The sequence below is a fragment of the Acidobacteriota bacterium genome (assembly GCA_040754075.1).
Classification (GTDB): Bacteria; Acidobacteriota; Blastocatellia; order UBA7656; family UBA7656; genus JBFMDH01.
On the sequence record JBFMDH010000002.1, the window covers coordinates 1 to 17,602 of the forward strand.

General features: G+C 46.7%; 14 protein-coding genes and 1 pseudogene. 4 read left to right on the forward strand and 11 right to left on the reverse strand.

Annotated elements, in window-relative coordinates:
- Positions 1-167: 167 nt before the first annotated feature.
- From AB1757_02125 to AB1757_02135, 3 genes and pseudogenes are all read right to left on the reverse strand, one after another.
- Positions 168-1,097: pseudogene (locus AB1757_02125) on the reverse strand (transposase).
- Positions 1,098-1,206: 109 nt separating this feature from the next.
- On the reverse strand, positions 1,207-1,710 hold the full coding sequence (locus AB1757_02130) for a nuclear transport factor 2 family protein (protein ID MEW6125836.1): 504 nt from the start codon (positions 1,708-1,710) through the stop codon (positions 1,207-1,209).
- Between the two features lie 54 nt (positions 1,711-1,764).
- Positions 1,765-2,433 carry an acyl-CoA thioester hydrolase/BAAT C-terminal domain-containing protein gene (locus AB1757_02135; protein MEW6125837.1) on the reverse strand — a complete coding sequence of 223 codons (669 nt, stop codon included), beginning with the start codon at positions 2,431-2,433 and terminating at the stop codon, positions 1,765-1,767.
- A 28-nt stretch (positions 2,434-2,461) separates the two neighbouring features.
- Here AB1757_02135 and AB1757_02140 point away from each other — a divergent pair, with 28 nt between their 5' ends.
- On the forward strand, positions 2,462-2,527 hold the full coding sequence (locus tag AB1757_02140; GenBank protein ID MEW6125838.1) for a hypothetical protein: 66 nt from the start codon (positions 2,462-2,464) through the stop codon (positions 2,525-2,527).
- Between the two features lie 406 nt (positions 2,528-2,933).
- Here the strand turns inward: AB1757_02140 and AB1757_02145 are convergent, their stop codons facing one another.
- From AB1757_02145 to AB1757_02170, 6 genes are all read right to left on the reverse strand, one after another.
- Positions 2,934-4,415 carry a kelch repeat-containing protein gene (locus tag AB1757_02145; protein ID MEW6125839.1) on the reverse strand — a complete coding sequence of 494 codons (1,482 nt, stop codon included), beginning with the start codon at positions 4,413-4,415 and terminating at the stop codon, positions 2,934-2,936.
- Positions 4,373-4,933 (reverse strand): hypothetical protein, encoded by a 561-nt coding sequence (locus AB1757_02150; protein MEW6125840.1) that lies wholly within the window; start codon positions 4,931-4,933, stop codon positions 4,373-4,375. The genes AB1757_02145 and AB1757_02150 overlap by 43 nt, the downstream gene beginning before the upstream one ends.
- Positions 4,902-6,242 (reverse strand): alkaline phosphatase family protein, encoded by a 1,341-nt coding sequence (locus AB1757_02155; protein MEW6125841.1) that lies wholly within the window; start codon positions 6,240-6,242, stop codon positions 4,902-4,904. The genes AB1757_02150 and AB1757_02155 overlap by 32 nt, the downstream gene beginning before the upstream one ends.
- 45 nt (positions 6,243-6,287) lie before the next feature.
- Positions 6,288-6,650 (reverse strand): alkaline phosphatase family protein, encoded by a 363-nt coding sequence (locus AB1757_02160; protein ID MEW6125842.1) that lies wholly within the window; start codon positions 6,648-6,650, stop codon positions 6,288-6,290.
- A 70-nt stretch (positions 6,651-6,720) separates the two neighbouring features.
- Complete coding sequence (locus AB1757_02165; GenBank protein ID MEW6125843.1) at positions 6,721-7,464, reverse strand: peroxiredoxin-like family protein; 744 nt, start codon at positions 7,462-7,464, stop codon at positions 6,721-6,723.
- 37 nt (positions 7,465-7,501) lie between these two features.
- The gene (locus tag AB1757_02170; protein MEW6125844.1) at positions 7,502-8,995 is read right to left on the reverse strand and encodes an MBL fold metallo-hydrolase; all 1,494 of its coding nucleotides are present in this window, start codon (positions 8,993-8,995) and stop codon (positions 7,502-7,504) included.
- A 108-nt stretch (positions 8,996-9,103) separates the two neighbouring features.
- Between AB1757_02170 and AB1757_02175 the strand changes: the two genes are divergently transcribed.
- Complete coding sequence (locus tag AB1757_02175; protein MEW6125845.1) at positions 9,104-10,600, forward strand: PLP-dependent aminotransferase family protein; 1,497 nt, start codon at positions 9,104-9,106, stop codon at positions 10,598-10,600.
- A 256-nt stretch (positions 10,601-10,856) separates the two neighbouring features.
- On the opposite strand, the gene AB1757_02180 is transcribed toward AB1757_02175, so the two are convergent.
- Together AB1757_02180 and AB1757_02185 are read right to left on the reverse strand one after the other, a co-directional pair.
- Complete coding sequence (locus AB1757_02180; GenBank protein MEW6125846.1) at positions 10,857-12,395, reverse strand: PQQ-binding-like beta-propeller repeat protein; 1,539 nt, start codon at positions 12,393-12,395, stop codon at positions 10,857-10,859.
- Entirely contained in the window at positions 12,392-14,680 is a 2,289-nt protein-coding gene (locus tag AB1757_02185; GenBank protein MEW6125847.1) for a PQQ-binding-like beta-propeller repeat protein, read from the reverse strand. Before AB1757_02185 ends, AB1757_02180 begins: the two co-directional genes overlap by 4 nt.
- Positions 14,681-14,937: 257 nt before the next feature.
- On the opposite strand from AB1757_02185, the gene AB1757_02190 reads away from it, so the two are divergent.
- Both AB1757_02190 and egtB read left to right on the forward strand, forming a co-directional pair.
- Positions 14,938-15,747 carry an ankyrin repeat domain-containing protein gene (locus tag AB1757_02190; GenBank protein MEW6125848.1) on the forward strand — a complete coding sequence of 270 codons (810 nt, stop codon included), beginning with the start codon at positions 14,938-14,940 and terminating at the stop codon, positions 15,745-15,747.
- Between the two features lie 211 nt (positions 15,748-15,958).
- Positions 15,959-17,245, forward strand: a complete 1,287-nt coding sequence (gene egtB / locus AB1757_02195; GenBank protein MEW6125849.1) for an ergothioneine biosynthesis protein EgtB — start codon at positions 15,959-15,961, stop codon at positions 17,243-17,245.
- Positions 17,246-17,602 lie beyond the last annotated feature (357 nt).

Below are 17,602 nucleotides of genomic sequence, written 5' to 3' on the forward strand. Positions count from 1 at the left end.
TCCGCGTCGCACGAGAGCCGCGTTATATTGTTTCCAGTTGCGGAGGCGATAAGTGCGTTTGGTGTTTTTTTTCTTCACAAATCAAGAATACCAGCACTATCGTCTCCCTGCTTTATGCAACAAAGCCGTCCCGAACTGTGAGTTAAAAGTTGATGAATAGTTAGGACTTACGCAAGAAGCATTTTGACTGCGGGAGATTTTAGATGCTGACGCAAATACTCCGACAACAAGCCAAATTTTACCTGGTAAATCGTTTGTTTGGTCTCCTCCGCTACTTGTTTCAACCGCACCCACACCAGCATCGCGCAGCCAATGTGGTTTCTGACCATTCTCGCCTTGCGACATTGACATTTCTCAATCCCGGTTACTTGTTTCGCCTCGCGGTGAAATTGCTCAATCTTCCAACGCCAGCCACACGCTTCTTGTGCCGCCGTCGTCGAGCCTTGAGCCAGGTCGTTAGTCACGACATAATCCGTGCGCTTGGTAGAAAGCACCACCCGGAAACATTTCACCTTATGCTCTTTGGGAAAGCCTTTGATCTTGATGAGCTTGCCACTTGCCTGCTCCGCTTCGTTCCACACCAAAGTGTCAACTCGTTGATAAGGCTGGCTCGCCAACGAGTCATCGACTTGACGATTGTCTTTGAGCGGACAGTAGTAAATCTTCTCCCGCTTGTCGATCAACAACCTGATGTCTTTGCTGGCATACCAGGTATCCATCAACACCGTGCGAAACGCCAACTTCTTGTGTTCAATGGCATTGGTCAGCATCTCTTGCAGGTGATCGAGTTTCGTTTTGCCATCGCCATCGGGGTCATAGATGCGATAATCCATGACCCAAAATTGATTCGTCTGGGCATTGACATAAACGCAGGTAACGACGCCGATGCCTTTGATGAGGTCGTGAGCGTTGCCACTGTATTGGCGGCGCACCAAGTCAATCTTGAAGGAGTGGTTCTTATCCAAGACGGTGTCATCGATTGATGGCATCGTGAGAAAAACGCTCCGAGTGTTCGGCAAAGTTGGTCAAGGTGTAATTGATTTGAGCAAATACTGGCAGTAGTCGAGTCGCGTTACGGCTTTGGCTGGTAGAGTCATACGCATGACTCTACTCGATTTCCACGACTGCTGTCATTTCAAAGAACTTTTTTTGCGTAAGTCCTAAAATTGTTAAAAGAATAGCTCTGTAAATTTTCAGGTATTTGCCTTATTTGGCTTCTTGAGTTTTTCCGCTCCAAAATTGTTTCAGAATTTTCCATTGCTTGTTGTGTTTGACATAAACGGTAAGGAAATAGCCCTTTGAAATGAAACGCTTCGACTCGGATTTATCTTTCTTTTCAGTCGTCCAAGTAAGTTCGTTTGTGCCTGCGACGTATGCAAAACCTCCTTCGCCATTGATGTCTTCGATTTTGGTTTCGTAAGTATTGATTGTTGTGACCGTATCCGATGGCGCGAACCAGAATTTGTACATTGCGTCTTTGCCTTTGATTGAAGCATTGCCGTTTGGATAGAGGGTCGCGTCATCCGTGAACAAAGACAGAATCGCTTTATCGTCATTCTTCAACCAAGCCGCGCGATATGTCTCTTCAATGCCTTTAATGGTTTCAACGTCCTTAGCTGATAACTTACTCTGAGCCATAAACGAAATTGAAAACAGGTTGAAAAGCAAAACCAACAAAGCTGTTCTTTTGCATAAATTTCTTACTTTCATCTTTCCTCCAAATCAGATTTACAAAACAAAGTTCACTCAAAATTTTCAATGTTATTAAAATGAAGATGCAAAGCTGAAAATGTTTGAAGTTGATTCATCTTTGTTATTCGTAGCACTCTTGAGAAATCTCAAAGCCTTCGGGTTGTTTTTCAGATAAGCGTTCAAGAACTTCAAAGTCAAAAGATTCACCCAACGAGTTCCTTCAATCGCGTTTTTGTCTTCGTCATTTTTTGCAAGTCTGATTACATCTCCATACAAAGGCAGGAAGTCGGAATGTTGCAGGCTTTTGAAAGTTACAAAATACTTTTCAGCGGATTGGAATGATTTGAAAAAATCGAAGTTCTTTGGCACGCGGGCATTGTCTAAACCGTGAAGGTGAAGAAAAGGAACTTTTGTTTTGTTGAAATCAATCTCTTTGCTCTGGTCCAATATTTCTTTGCCGTATTGATAACCTGTGGCAGCATCCATGCTAACAACGGCGCGAACATTCGGATTCTTCATTTGCAAATGTGCAACAGCCAAACCGCTGAAACTCCAGGCAAGCAGTCCGATTTTATTTGCATCAACACTTGGATAGCTTTGCAATGTTTGAATCGCAAATTCCATATCGGCTTGTTGAAGTTTGAGGCAAGCCAAATCAAAACCGCATCGTTCGCCTTCGTTTATAGCAATTGAAGGAAGGCTGACAACAACAAAACCGTTTGCGGCTAAAAATTCCGCCATTGTAGAGAAATAGTAACCGTCACCGACATTGCCAAAAACAAGCAAAGGAAATTTATTCTTAATGGCGGGAGCGTCTTTAATCGCTTTGGTTTGAGAGTTGAAAATATATTCTGCCTGCTCGTTTTTGATTTCAAAGTAAGCGACCGCTTTTACAAAATTGCTTTTCAAAACTTCCTTTTCATCATGCGCGAGTTTTTCCGCGTCTTTAATCAGACTGCTTGAGTAAACATATTCTTCATACTTCAAAAAGTTTGCTTTGTTTGTTTGCTTGGTCGGATACCAGATGAAAAGACGTATTGGTCTGTTTGATGTTTGAGTGAGCGATTTGAATTTGTAAGTTCTGGATTTGTCCTGCAAAATCAGCGTTTGAAATCCTGTTGAATAGGGTGTTTTCAAATCTTCCAACATCAAACTGCGGGCTGAAAGATTTACACACAAACAAAACGCCAAGCTTAGATAAACTACAATTCTAGTGAACAGTCTCATTATTCTTTTCAACCTTAATGACCGTTATTAACTCGTCTCTGTGGTTCGGTGGAAATAATTTTTCGCCAAACCTTGCCATCGAATTCCCAAGAGTCGCCAAAAATAAAATCGCCGTTATGTCCACCGAAAAGAATGATTTTTTTTCGCAGACGGTCATAAACCATTGTTGTGTGATTTCTGGCATCGGGACTTTCAATCGCTAATTTCGTCCAATTGCTGCCGTCAAATTCCCAAGTCTCACTGACTCTTTGCACACCGTCCCAACCACCGAAACGGACAATTTTGTTTCTTGATTTGTCATAAACCATTGTTGAATTGTAACGAGGTTCGCTTTTTGCGGATTTGATTTCCCGCCACGTTTTTCCATCCCACTCCCAAGTTTCGTTTGCTCCGCCGCTTTTGATTCCGCCGCCGAATAAAATCGCTCTTTTGCGTTTTGAATCGTAAGCGATTGACGCGCCGCTTCTTGCAGAAGGAATATCTTCGGCTACTTTCGTCCAAGATTTTCCGTCCCATTCCCAAGTGTCGGACAAAGGTTTCATTGCACCGTTTTCGATTCGGTATCCGCCAAACAAAACGGCTTTTTTGCGTTGCTCGTCAAAAATGAATGAAGCCTCTGCACGCGCATCAGGAGTTGAAACATCTATTTTTTTCCAAATCTTTCCATCGAATTCCCAAAAGTCTTTTAAGAATTCGTAATCGTTATAATCTTTGCCAAAGAGGACGCGGTTGCCGCCAAAGAGCAGAGTTTTTTTGCGTACCGAATCGTAAGCCATCGCCGGAAAAGTTCGCGGCGCAGGTGAATTGGCTAAAACTAAAGACCATTTTTCACCATCGAATTCCCAAGTGTCACTTAAAACTTTTTCATGATCCGCGCCGCCAAACAAAATCGTTTTCCCGCGCGCGGAATCATAAACAAGCCCGTGCGCATTGCGAATGAAAAACGTCGGAGAATTTTTTCGTATGAACGAATTCTTAACGTGAGAACGCCATGTCTTGCCGTCGTCACGGGATTGTTCGACAATTCTTTCCAATTTATCGGCGGCAACTTGTGTCCAATATGTCCGCGATAAAACCTTCTCGCCATTGAAAAACCACTCGCGATAAAAACGCCACTGCACGTTTTCTTTTCGACCTTCCCAAAGCTGATGAAAACCTGCGGCTGTCCAAGAGTAAAACCATTTCTTTTCGCCCGTTTTGTTGTGCCGTCCATCGTCAAAGGATTTCAATGCAATTGCATAATCTTTGCCGTCGCGTCTCCAAATCTCTTGGACCACACAGCCATCTGACACTTTCTTTACTTCGTGAACTTGCTTGCCGCCGTCGCTCTGCCAAACACCGATTTGCCAATCGAATGCGTTTGATTCAGGGTTTTCGCAGGGTGGAACGGTTTGTTGTCCTAAAACCGAAACAGTAAAAAGCAAGACCAAAACAAAACTTTTTCTAAACATCTCTAACCCTTTGATTTTTTCGCTTTTGCCATTTCCATTATCCAAAGCGTGGCAAAAGTCTTTCCATTATCCGAGGAAACGGCTAAATCCCAATGCACTGAGGTTGATTTAATGTCCGAAAACGTAATCCGAATAATGGTTTGATTACCTTCTTCATTCGCCACCTTTCTGAAAAATTCGCCTTTGCCGTTATCAAATTTTCCTTCAAAAACTGAAAACTGAGGATTTCGTGTGTCCATCCAATTGATTTTCCAACTCTTTGTTTTGGCATCGTAAGAACGCACACTCAACGCCTTTATTTTTTCAGGTCTGCTCATTCCTTCCCAAAAGAATTGGACTTCGCCTTCCCAGTGTTCAATCACAGCACAACCGTTAAGCACACGCGAAACTTTTGTCTTCGCTTTTGATTTAAACCAACTGCCATCGGCTTTCAATATTTTTTGTTTGATGACCCAATCGCCAAGCCAAAAATCAAACGCGTTTGCTTCGGCACTTTCACATACTGTATGTGCTTGGGCAAAAACTGAAACACTAAAAAACAAAATCACAAATAAAATTTTCATTTTTCAACAGGTTGAAAATTATTGGCATAATGTCTGTGCTGTCCTTAATTCTGTTTGTCAATGTAATCTTTTTTTGACTGTAAAGAGAGAAGAATCCCTTTGCTTCGGGGGAGCGGTCAAAATACCCGTGTTCGCCGACAAAGGTTGGTTGTCCTCTCAATTCATAAGGAGCAATGACCCCATCGAATGTGTAACCTGCTTTCAAGCATATCCATAAATCGCCGCTAGTTGTTGGGTTGTAAAGATGAAAGCGTTTCATTTCATTTGGAAATAAAACCTTATCAATTATTGTTTTGCCGGTGTTTTTGTCTTTGTAATTTTCAAGTTTTTGTTTTAATGATTGCAGATAGTTTCGTTTTCCCGATTCGCTCAAATTGCGGTTGTTTAGATAGATGTGCGCTGAAAGCTTGCTGGCGATAACAGCTATGTCAGCGTTTTCTGCGGGCGATATTTTCACGCCCATACTGTCAAAAATTTTGAGTAGTGAAAAACTCGTGTGTGCCTCACTAAAGCCGTGCCCTGAAACAATGAGTAATGCCGTATCGTTATCAATCGCTTTAAGAATCGCTTTAAGATTTTTGTCGGTTGCAATGTAACCGTCTTTCATTACGGGAAATTTATCGGTGCTTGTCCCATACAAATAATGTCCGTAGCGGTCGAGAATCGGATGATCATAAAGCAAAAGGTCAAATTCGAGATTGTTGATGCAATAAAGAGCCGCCTTTTGCATATACCCAGTTTCGCGGTGGGCTTGTTCGAGCAAGGTTTCGATGGTTATTTTATCTTGCAGATAACCCTGATAATCAGGTCCACCGACAGCAAACCCAACTTCTTTTTCAATCTTTTCAACGAATGAATTTGGATACCCGCCGTTGCGAAAAGCAGCACCGAAATAGATTTTCACTTCGTTCAAATGAGTATCTAACTTTAACAATTTGGCATAAAGCCCGACGGTCACTAAATTATTCTTGTTAAGTTCTAACGGAAACCATTCGCCCTGCTTGATGGTTGCTAAAAAGCCGTTTGACGCTTCTGAATCTTCGTCAATGACCAAACGCTCAAACCTTGATTTGCCATCAGGGTTTTCATCAATGGCAACGATATGTAGCTCTTTTTTGAATGAGCCAAAAATCAAACTTACATTTGCTGAACCGTTGTTTGAAAGACATCGAAAATTTTCCGCTCTTTCTGGAAATTTGTAATCGCAATCGGTTGGTGACAACTCAACGATTTGACTTTCGGTAAGCGGTGAAACCTGCGGCAAGGTAGGAATGCTAAAATCGTTTTGGGCAAAACCATTGATTTGCAAAGTGCCTAGACGAATAACTTTTTTGCCTTGCCGTGCAGCTTTTTCCTAAATAGTTTCCGCCAAAAAAGGCGAGTTAAACCCGCTTGCTGTTTCAACTTTGTCATCAATAATTTCCCCAAAAGAATTACCGACAATACCATGAGTCTCGGGATAAACTCCGGTTTCCAAAGTTGCGTTATTAACTGCTCTAACCGCATTCGGAATCGGTTCTAAAGCGGATGAAATTTGAGCATTTTTTTTCAAAAAACGAAATGCGCTTGGTTTATCAAAAATCGCTTTTTTCAGCGATAAATCAATAAACTGTTTCGATGCGCCGCGAATGTTGATGAGAATAACTTTATTTTTGACAGGTTGCGTAAAGCCCGTTTGAACAACGCATCCTATCAACAAAAGAACTGCAATTAACATCTTTATTTGCATAAATGATTTTGTGAAATAGTTGGTCAACTATTCAATCTTTTACTCAGTCCTTACCGGATTATTTGCGACCTTGCGGTTTAGACAAATTTTTCAAAGCCATAATAATTTCCGCAGGTTCGGCGCGTTTTTTATAATCGGGGTCAAGAAAGGCGTAAACGATTTTCCCCTGATTGCTGACGACATAAGTTGCCGAAAGCGGAAGTTCGGGCTTTTCCATCCCGTTATATTTGGCAATATCAAATCCGAGTTCTAAAACTGCGTTATTGGTCACTTTGGGCATTTCATAAACGATGCGGAATTTTCTTGAGACTTCGAGTTTGGGGTCGCTCAAGACCGTGAAATTCAGTTTGTTTTGTTCGGCGACGGTCAATGAGCGTTCAGGAGGTTCAACGGAAATTGCCAACAGATTCCCGCCCTGTTGTTTGATTTTTTCGAGATTTTTTTGCAGCGCGCGCAAATACAGATTGCAGAACGGACACCACGCTCCGCGATAAAACACGATGACGAGATGCCCGCGCTTCAACAAATCATCACTCCTGATGGTTTTGCCATTGGCATCGGAAAGCGCAAATGACGGCATTGAGTCGCCAACTTGCAAAGCCTTGTTCACGATTCCTGCGGCGCTGAGTTCTTCTACGCCTTTTTTCCCCGCTGCCAAAACTTTCGGCGGAACTTGTTTACTAGACTCGGCGTCAAGTTGCTTCAACTCCTCAGCAACGGGCTTCTCTTTTTTCCCTTGTCCGAAAACATTTAGAAGGCATAGACCTGTAATGATGATGAAAATGCTGATTTTTGAAAACATATTCTCTCTCCGGTTTATATGAAAGATTATCGCGCCCTTATTTCTTAGCCCTAAAGGCTGCCACCTCATCTTTGATTTGTTGATAGGGAACGCTTCCGCTGTGTGAGCCGATGACGGTTTCAACTTGCCAGCCGAGTTTTTCGATTTTCTCGACCATATCAACCGTGGCTTCGTTGGTTGCATCTGTCGCCCAATTGTAAAGGTCTGCTTGAAAGAGGAGTTTTTCTTTGGGTAGATAAACAACATACATATCTTGCGCGTGCGGACTGTTGAGATTGTAAATCTCTACGGCGTGGTCGCCATCGCTGAAAGTCTGTTGATTTTCAATAAACATAAAATCAGGATTTTTCGGCTTACTTGAAAAAACATCGGGCGCGAGCGTGTATTCGGCTTTTGCCATTTGCTCAAAGAAGCGGCGATTTCTTTGCGTCGTCAGAATCTTCGCGCCTTCTGCAATGTATGGACGAATGCCGCCCGTGTGGTCATCATGAAAATGCGTCAGCACAAGATGTTTTATCGGTTTGTTGGGGACGGCTTTTTTGATTTCACGAATGACTTGCATCGAAATCTGACTGTTACCCGGCGCGTCAACGACCAAGATGCCGTCATTCAAAGTGACAAACAAACTCCGATAACCGCCGCCTGCCAATCCTTCCGCAAGGTAAACATCTTTGGCTAAATTTTTTACTGCAAAAGGTGGATTGGCGAGCGCCGGATAATTCGCAGGCAATTTGAAAAGTGATTCGTCGAGTTGCTGGTTAAAGGTAATCCTTATATAAAGCGACTCGCGCACCAGTTTTCCGCTTCTCATCTGACGGTATTGGGTGGGCAGCAGCAGTCCATCAAAGTTTTGATAAGCCGTGGTGAAAAACTCGACCCAGTCATCTCCAACCGATGCATCGGGCACGAGGGTTTCGTGTTTGGTCAACAGGTTCGTCGTCGAATCGAAATAGAGGGTATAATTCGCGCCGCTCCAAACCAGACTCACTAAATTGTGCGTCTTGCCATCAACTATGGCTTCGCCAAGCCAGCGAAGATTGGCTTTTTGTTCGAGCGCCTTTTGCAAAAAGAGGATTGGCATTAAGCGCGTCGTCAACGAAACGATAGGCGAATTGGGCGGCAGAGGCGTGTAATTTTTTCTCTCCAAATTGAGATTGAAATTATTTTCCTTGCTGCCGACGATGTGATTTGCAAAAAAGATGCCGCCCGGTAAACCGTTTCTTTGTTCCCAACTGACCCGCTCTTTTTTCAGGTCAATCACCACTTTCGTGGCAATCGGGAATGTATCAAAAGGCGTGTCGGGGCGGACGCTCTGATTTCTTGCATGAAGGTCGCCGACCAGGGTGAAGGCTATATTTTCAACTTTTGCCAAAGCGGATTTGCCGCCCATCCTGGCAAAACTGTTTTCGACGATTCGCAAAGCCCGGCGATAGGATGCGTTGGTTGCGTTTTCACGCTGCGCCAAGCTTACCGACAACCCTGAAAAGTCAAGGCAAACGCCTGCGATGAATAATAAAAAAATTCTTTTCATGGTTGGAAATTTATCGTTTGGTAATTGGCTGGAATTTAAGCATAATAAAAATTGGCATAATTGAAAGCGCCAATTTATGAAAAATGATAGAGCCAATTTATAACAGCTTTGAGCAAAAATTTCGATTTACAACTTTTCTTAGCCGAAGCAATCGAGCGCAAAAATGGTGTGTCGCTCTTTCAACAAATTTATGAAGGGTTGCGACAGGCGATTTTGTTCCGGCGATTGCGCGTCGGTATGCGGTTGCCTCCAACTCGTCATTTGGCTCAAGAACTGAAAGTGTCGCGCAACACGGTGATGGGCGCTTTTGAGCAACTGATTGCCGAAGGTTATTTGACCGGAAAGCAAGGTTCGGGAACTTTCGTCGCCGAAGAATTGCCCGATGATTTATTGCAGGCGCGAGCGGAAAGCCTCAAAGTTCGTCCACAAAAAAACTCTGTTCGTAAGATTGCCAAACGGGGGAAATCGCTTTCCTACGCCGCTTTCAGCTTTTCAACGGAATCGAACAAACCGCGCGCGTTTCAAACGGGTTTATCCGCCATTGATGAATTTCCTTTGGAGATTTGGGCGCGAATCGTCGCCAAGCGATTAAGAAAAATGCCCAGAACATTTTTGGATTACGGCGATTCGCTGGGCTTTCTTCCGCTTCGCGAAGCGATTGCCGAATATCTGACGGTATCGCGTGGCGCGCGTTGCGAAGCCAGCCAAATCATCATCGTCGCAGGCTCGCAGCAAGGTCTTGATTTGGCAGCGCGGGTTCTGCTTGATAAAGGCGATGAAGTTTGGATTGAAGACCCCAATTATCCGGGGGCGCACGGCGCGTTGCTTGGTGCGGGCGCAAAACTCGCGCCTGTTCCGATAGACGGCGAAGGCATCAATGTCAAAGCCGGAAAACAACGCGCAAAAAAGGCCTGCGCGGTTTACGTTACACCTTCTCATCAATTTCCTTTAGGTGTGGTAATGAGTTTATCGCGTCGGCTGGAACTTCTGGAATGGGCAAATCAATCGTCGGCTTGGATTATTGAAGACGATTACGACAGCGAGTTTCGTTATAATGGAAAACCGTTAGCGGCTTTGCAAGGATTAGACAATCATAACCGCGTGATTTATTTGGGGACATTTAGCAAAGTTCTTTTTCCTTCGCTTAGGTTAGGGTACTTGGTTGTGCCACCTGACTTGGTTGAGCCTTTCGGCAAAGCGCAAGCAATAACGATGTATCAAACGGCTTTGCTCGAACAAGTTGTTCTGACCGATTTCATTAACGCCGGATATTTCGGGCGACATGTGAGGCGAATGCGCGCGCTCTATGGTGAAAGGCAAGCGGCGTTAATTCAGGCGATTAGAAAAGACCTCCATGACTTTCTTGATGTGGAAGAAGATTCGGCAGGAATGCACTTGGTCGCTTGGTTAAAAGGAAACTTAAACGCGGTTGAGATCGCAGAGATGGCTTTACAAAACGGCGTTTATGTTTCGCCGATTTCGTTTTATTGCATCAAGGCAAAGTTGCGCGAAGGCATTTTGCTTGGTTACACCGGCATCAACCCAACAGAAATTCGCAGAGGCGCGAAGCGATTGCAAATGATTTTGCAGTCGCTGTCCAAGTAGGCAGCCTCTGGCGGCGCAGCCTTTAGTTTGTCAGAGATGACCTCAGTCAGTTTGAACCGTCCTCACAAAAAGAAAATAGGGCACTTAAGAAGTATCGTTGTTATTAAAAGATTGCCTGTAGCCAGTGGTTTCGCGCGCGCAAAACCACTGGCTACAGGCAATGAACTAAGTAGGCAGGAAAAACTTCTTTGACAAAAACTATTGGAATTTCTTAGGAAATTCGCGGTTTCGTGTCAAAGAACTTTTTCGGTTCTACTTAATTTGCTGGTTTGGCTGCGGCTGGAGCAGAGGCTTTTTCCGACAAAGCGAAAAGTTGGTTGCGGTTCATAATATAGAGCACGCCGTTTGCCGGAACCGGGCTGCTGTAAACGGAACTGCCCATATTGATTTCGGCAATCTGTTTTTTCTCTTTACCGGCTTGCAAGATGACCATATCGCCGTCTTCATCACCGAGATAAACTTTGCCGTCAATCACCACCGGCGAACCCCATACGGCAGCGAGCATATCGTGCACCCAGTAAGGCTTGCCGGTTGTGGCATCTACGCAATGCAGGAAGCCGCTGAAGTCTGCGTAATATAAAAGCCCATCGGCAATCGCGCCGGTTGAAATCGAACGCCGGATTTTATCGTAATGCCAGACCAGTCCGGTTTTGGTAATGTCGCCGCGTTTGGTCGGGTCGATGCAATAGAGATGACCGACGCCTTCGCCGTGTTCGGGGTCTTGCCCGTTGGCAATGTAGACTTTGCCGTTCCAGATAATCGGCGTTGAAATCAATTCATTGCGGGTTTTCGGCCAGACCGAATCTTTCGGATTGGAATCGAATTCCCAGAGCTTTTTACCGGTCATCGCATCGAAACCGCGAATCCAGCCGTCGCCCTGTCCGTGAATGACCTGTAGGGTGTCGCCGATTTTGCCAACCGTAGGCGATGACCATTGCCCATGCAAAATTTTATCGCCAACCGAATTTTCATCTTCCCAAACGAGTTTGCCGGTCTTTTTGTTGATGGCAATCAAGGGCGGCGCTTTCGGCGAAGGAATGTTGACGTGGCTTTCATCCTGCCCGTTTGAGGTGCAGATATAAAGCAAATCGCCGTAAGCGACCGGTGAAGCATTCGACATATTGTGCGGCTGCGAACCGACCTCTTCCATCATGTCAAATTTCCAGATGATGTCGGCGTCGAATTTACCTGTGAGTTTTTCCTCTTTGTAGGGTCCGTCGTTTTCATTATCGCGGAAACCTTCGGCATCGAGGCATATGACTTCGCAACGATTGGTCACGTAATAAAGGATTTTTCCTTCGACCAGCGGCGAAGAGCAGACGCCTTGAAAGGGCCAGTCGTTGACGCGCCCGGCAGGCAGTTTGTCATTGACCTGTTGCCAGAGGAATTCGCCTGTGGCTTCGCTGAAACACATCAACACGCCTTTGTCGCCGACGTTTTTCGAGTCACGCGGCGCTTCATTGTTGGTGCCGACATAAACCTGTCCACCGGCAACCACAGGGTTGCCGTAAGATTGCGAACCGAGCGCCGCCACCCATTTGACGTTGGTCTTTTTATTGACATCCCAACTGGTCGGCAAGCCTTTCATGTTGGAAACCATGTTGCGGTCAGCCGTGCCGCCCCACATCGGCCAATCGCCAACGCCGGGGTCGGATGCCTGTACATTGTTTCCCGGTAAACGATTTCCCAGTTGACGAATTGTCAGTATTGCCAGCGCGCTCAGCGTAAACAACGCGATGGCGATGAGGTTTCTCATCACCTTTTGCTTTTTGCCTTTTGCCTTTTGCCTTTTCATTTGTTTGCCACCACCTTTATGTTATCGAAGAAAACTTCATTCGGGGCATCGGCATAGATGCCGGGACTGCCTTGTTTATTGGGAATGGGGTCGATTTGTTCGACCAGCCAACGGGTGGGTTCCGCTTCGCCGACCGCCCAGGCTTTGCCGCGCACGCGGGTTTTGCCGTCGGGCAGATTCTGCACTTCAAGTTTCAAGCGATACCATTTATCGGCTTCCCATTTAAATGGCGCTTTCACGGTGCGTTTCTCTTCAATTTGCCAGGATTGCAAGCGGATTTCCTGACTGTTGCCAAACAGCACGATTTCATAACGCTGAGCAACCACGCCGGCATCACCCATCTGACGACGTTTCATGGTTGCGCGAACATCGGCTTCAATCGTGTAGTTCGACCAGTTGGCTGCCCCCATCATTGCGCGTCCGCGTTTGAAAGCTGGCGGGGTGGGATTTTTAACCAAAACCTTATTGCCGTTTTCATCGCGTATCGAATACTTGCCGGTCGCATTGATCCAGTGTTTGGGAATCACATCGCCTGCCGGAAAGCCGCTGAAATCTTCGGTAATCGGCAAAGGCGCAATGACGCGAACGCGCGAGATTCCGGTGACGCCATCAACGGTGGCTTTCACCATGCCAGCTTGTGCCGTATCTTCGCTTGTCGCTGTGAATTGATTATTTGCAGCATTGCCTTTGAGTCCATCCAAAGCCCAGGTTGCGCCTTGCTCTTCGCGAATGAAACGACCGTGGTCATCGAATAAACGGACTTTGAATTTTGCGGTTTCGCCGGGTTTGATTAAAACGGCGGCTGGCACCACTTGCAGGTGCGCGACTTTTGCACCCGCAGGCGCATTCTCGGCTTGCAGCGCCGTCGCTTTGAAGGCTGCGGTTTTGCCTTTGCGCCCGATGCAATAAATATTTTTAGTGGTAACCAGATAAACCCGACCATGCGAGAGCGCCACCGCAGAGATAATCTGTTCGTTCGAGGCAATCAGTTCATCGCCTTCGACGCTTTGCGTTTGTATGCGATCAACCGGTTCGAGTTCGATGGCGCTGAGAATCTGGCAACCGGTCGCGCCCGGTTTCAAAATAAAAAACTTGCCGTTTTCGGTGCCGACATAAAGTTTGCCGTCGCCATACGCCAGCGAAGCTTTTTGAATGGTGCCGAGGTTTTGCTCCCAGAGTTTGTTGCCGGTATTGGCGTCAAAAGCGAAGAGGTTCGCGCCGCCATCCACCTGATAGATGCGGTCATCGACGACAACCGGTGAAGCGGGACCGAGTTGAAAATTCTTCACCGCCCATTTGATTTGCTCTTTGCCGATAGCGCCTTTTGCCGTTGCATCAAGCGCCGCGAGTAATCCCATTTCATTGGTATCGAGGTTCTCTTCCTGATGCGAAACGATAGCCAGATTGCCTTTCATCACCACACCGGGATTGACGCCGCGTTTGCTTGCCCCATAACTCCAGACCGGCTCGCCCGTGTTGACTTTAATGGCATTGATGGTGCCATCGCCTGCGCCGGCAATCATCAACCGCGTGCCTTCGATGGTTCTCACCACAGGCGTTGAATAAGTGGTATCGAACGGGCGTCCGCCGGGTGTGCTGATCCACACACATTCGCCTGTGCGTTTATCGAAAGCATAGTAACGATGGCGGCGTAGCGCCGTATCGCCCCAACCGTCAATGATGGTGCTGACAATCACGAGATTACCTTCGATGATCGGCGAAACCGTGCGTCCGCCGTGGGTCGTCCAGGCGCCGAACTCTTCGGTCATCGAACGCGACCAGAGAAGTTTTCCGTCTTGTGAGAGCGCCACCAGTTCATTGCAGGCACCGAATGCATAAATGTTGCCGGTTTCCGGGTCTCCCGAAGGTGACGACCAGGCGATGCGGCGCGGCGGCACATCGGTTTGATAAACATTGAAGCGATATTCCCAGAGGGTTTTGCCGCTGTCCGCATCGAGACACATGACACGCTCCTGCATGGCAGCGCCTTCGCCTGCGGTGTTGAAAACGAAGACGCGGTTGCCCATGACAATGGGCGCGGAACGTCCGCCAAACGGCTGTTTCCAGACCAGGTTTTCGCCTTTCGGCGACCATTTTTCAGGCAATCCGGTTTCCTGAGAGATGCCGTCGCGCGTCGGGCCGCGCCACTCTGCCCAATCGCTTCCGGCGCTGGTGCCGGCGGTCGCGCGTGTCGTTTGAGTGGGCTTTTGCGCTGATGTGACGCCGGAAGTGACGACGAGGATTGCTAAGAGGAATGCTAAAAATTTAGCCGTCTTGGTATGCATAATATTTCATTAGCCTGTGAAAATTTAAGATAAAAAGCTTATGACTTTTGCCTCGCTTTTACAACGTCAAAACTGTCGGCTGGTAGTCCACTGGGGTTGACATTGCCTTGACCGCAATGAGTTCAAGATATTATTGTGCGCTTGTTTGCGTCAAGCTTAATACGCGAGAACAAATGTAATATTTGTGGCGTTATGTTGAACGCCGGTGCGATGCACCATTGCCCAGCCAAGCTTTAAGGATAGAAGGAGTCAAACAGATGTTGAACTCACGCCTCGCCATTTTACTTTTTACCTTGTTGTTATCAACCATGACTTTTGCGCAGGACAAGACAGCGCAAAACACCGATGAAGATTTTTTTGCCGCTGCCAGGCGCGGCGATATTGCCGCAGTTAAAACCTTTTTAGATAAGGGTACGGATGTCAACACGAAAACCCGTTATGGCGCGACGGCGCTTTTTTACGCCTGCGACAGAGGCAATCTGGAATTGATTAAACTGCTTCTTGAACGTGGCGCTGACCCCAATGTAAAAGACACCTTTTATGGCGCAACCCCGATGACCTGGGCGGTCGATAAAGGGAATGTAGGGGCGGTAAAGCTGTTAATTGAAAAAGGCTCGAAAGAAAAGGATGCGGCGCTCGCTTTGGCTGTTGATAAAAGCTCGCCGGAACTCGTCAAAACCGTTTTGGACAAAGGCGGCGCATCTTCAGGCGCGATGACCAAAGCGATTACCAGAGCCAATGCCGATAATAAAACTGAGATTGCTGAAGCTTTGAAAAAAGCCGGCGCGGTGCCCTTTCAAACTATCGGTGATGAAGTGTTGAAAACTTATGCGGGCATGTATAAACACGAACAGGTTGGCGAATTGACCTTCACGGTAAAGGACGGAAAATTCGTCGGGCAGATCAAAGGGCAAGGCCCCTTTACAGTCGGCGCAATCAGCAAGACGACCTTCACGATTATCGAATTTGACGGCGCGACCTTTGAATTCAATTTGGAAAATGACAAAGCCACCGGCGTCACCTTGAAACAGGGCGGCAGAACATTTCAGTTTAAAAAAATCGAATAAAGTAAACTTGTCCGCAGGCGGGCGGAATACGTTGATGAGCGTACCCGCCCCTGACTGTCTACCTCGTCATTAGAAGGCATTTCATTTCGCGCCTCGAAAAAAAATTTGGCACAATGCATAACGACAGTTTAAAAAGTTTTGTCAGAAGCGAGATGTTTAAGCGCAAACTCGCTGACCAATTATGGTTTGGATAAGTAGGAGGTCACCGCTCGTGAGTTCAACTGTTCATCCGCAATCAATCTCTGAGTCGCCAGCCGATGCGGCAACCCGTTTTCTAAAAATCCGTGAAGCGACAGAAAAACTCTGCGCGCCGCTTTCGCCCGAAGATGCCATTGTGCAATCCGTAGAATTCTGTAGTCCCGCGAAATGGCATCTCGCCCATACCAGTTGGTTTTTTGAAACCTTTATTCTTGAACGCGAAGTTGCAAACTATAGGCATTTTCATACGGAGTTTCGCGTGCTCTACAACTCGTATTACAAATCCGTTGGCGAACAATTTTCGCGCCCACAGCGCGGATTGATTTCGCGTCCGAGCCTCGCGGAGGTTTACCGGTATCGCGACTATGTCAATGAACAGATGGTCAGATTTTTGCGCGAGCGAGAAAATTTAGCCGGTTTACTCAAAGTCATTTTTGAAACCGGCTTGCACCATGAACAGCAACACCAGGAATTGATTCTCACAGACCTCAAACATCTGTTTTCATTCAACCCCTTGCATCCGGTTTATCGTGAACGCGCCGAGGTTGAGTCTACTGGGGTTGCGCCACTTCGTTGGCACGCTTACGAAGAAGGCATTCATTTGATTGGGCACGAGGGCGACGATTTCGCCTTCGATAACGAAGAGCCGCGCCATCGCTTCTTCGTCGAAGCCTTTGAACTGGCATCGCGCCTGGTGACCAATGGCGAGTATCTGGAATTTATGAACGATGGTGGCTACTCGCGCCCCGAATTCTGGCTCTCGGATGGGTGGGACACGGTGCAGCGACAGGGTTGGCAAGCGCCGCTTTACTGGCAGATGGAAGACGGCGGGTGGTTTGCGCATACGCTTTCGGGATTTCGCAAACTTAATTTAGCCGAGCCGGTCTCTCACGTGAGTTTTTACGAAGCCGATGCCTTTGCGCGTTGGGCTGAGGCGAGACTGGCGACCGAGTTTGAATGGGAAGCGGTGGCTTCCGAACTGCCCATCGCCGGCAATTTTGTTGAAAACGGTTTTTTGCATCCGGTTCCCGCAACTCACAATTCAACCGATGCGCCACAGCAACTGTCTGGCGATGTGTGGGAGTGGACGGCGAGTCCATATTCCCCTTATCCGCGATTTCAGCCACGCAGTGGTTCGCTTGGCGAATACAACGGCAAATTCATGTGCAATCAAATGGTGTTAAGAGGCGGTTCGTGCGCCACCCCGCTTTCGCACATTCGCACAAGCTACCGCAATTTCTTTCAACCCGAAATGCGTTGGCAGTTCAGCGGCATCCGTCTGGCGCGCGATGTGAAATAAAATTCATTGGTGTAAATCGCTAGTCTGCACCGGTTTTCAAATCACACGTTGCAATTTCCTTTGGAGGTTGCCCTGACAATTGAATCCTCTCAAAGCTTCACCTGCCTAACCTGAAAGCGGCTTGTTTTTAGATGTATTTTTTGAAGCGTTACTAAAAAGGATATTGTTGTCCATTTGTCTTCATAGCGTAAAATTACCCTCAATCCCCAAGGTTCTCAGGCGCGAAATATCACCCGTAAGCCTGCGATAAGGTGTGTGAAATTACTCAAACAGGAAGTAATCAAGACCTGAAACTCCACAAATCGGTGCGGCATATTGATTGCACTGTCACCAGCCTTGAGTTCATAAATGCTCGAT

Coding starts and splice junctions, on each gene's coding strand:
- AB1757_02130 (MEW6125836.1), bottom strand. CDS start 1,710: ATGAAAGTAAGAAATTTATGCAAAAGAACAGCTTTGTTGGTTTTGCTT.
- AB1757_02135 (MEW6125837.1), bottom strand. CDS start 2,433: ATGGCGGAATTTTTAGCCGCAAACGGTTTTGTTGTTGTCAGCCTTCCT.
- AB1757_02150 (MEW6125840.1), bottom strand. CDS start 4,933: ATGAAAATTTTATTTGTGATTTTGTTTTTTAGTGTTTCAGTTTTTGCC.
- AB1757_02160 (MEW6125842.1), bottom strand. CDS start 6,650: ATGTTAATTGCAGTTCTTTTGTTGATAGGATGCGTTGTTCAAACGGGC.
- AB1757_02165 (MEW6125843.1), bottom strand. CDS start 7,464: ATGTTTTCAAAAATCAGCATTTTCATCATCATTACAGGTCTATGCCTT.
- AB1757_02170 (MEW6125844.1), bottom strand. CDS start 8,995: ATGAAAAGAATTTTTTTATTATTCATCGCAGGCGTTTGCCTTGACTTT.
- AB1757_02180 (MEW6125846.1), bottom strand. CDS start 12,395: ATGAAAAGGCAAAAGGCAAAAGGCAAAAAGCAAAAGGTGATGAGAAAC.
- AB1757_02185 (MEW6125847.1), bottom strand. CDS start 14,680: ATGCATACCAAGACGGCTAAATTTTTAGCATTCCTCTTAGCAATCCTC.
- AB1757_02190 (MEW6125848.1), top strand. CDS start 14,938: ATGTTGAACTCACGCCTCGCCATTTTACTTTTTACCTTGTTGTTATCA.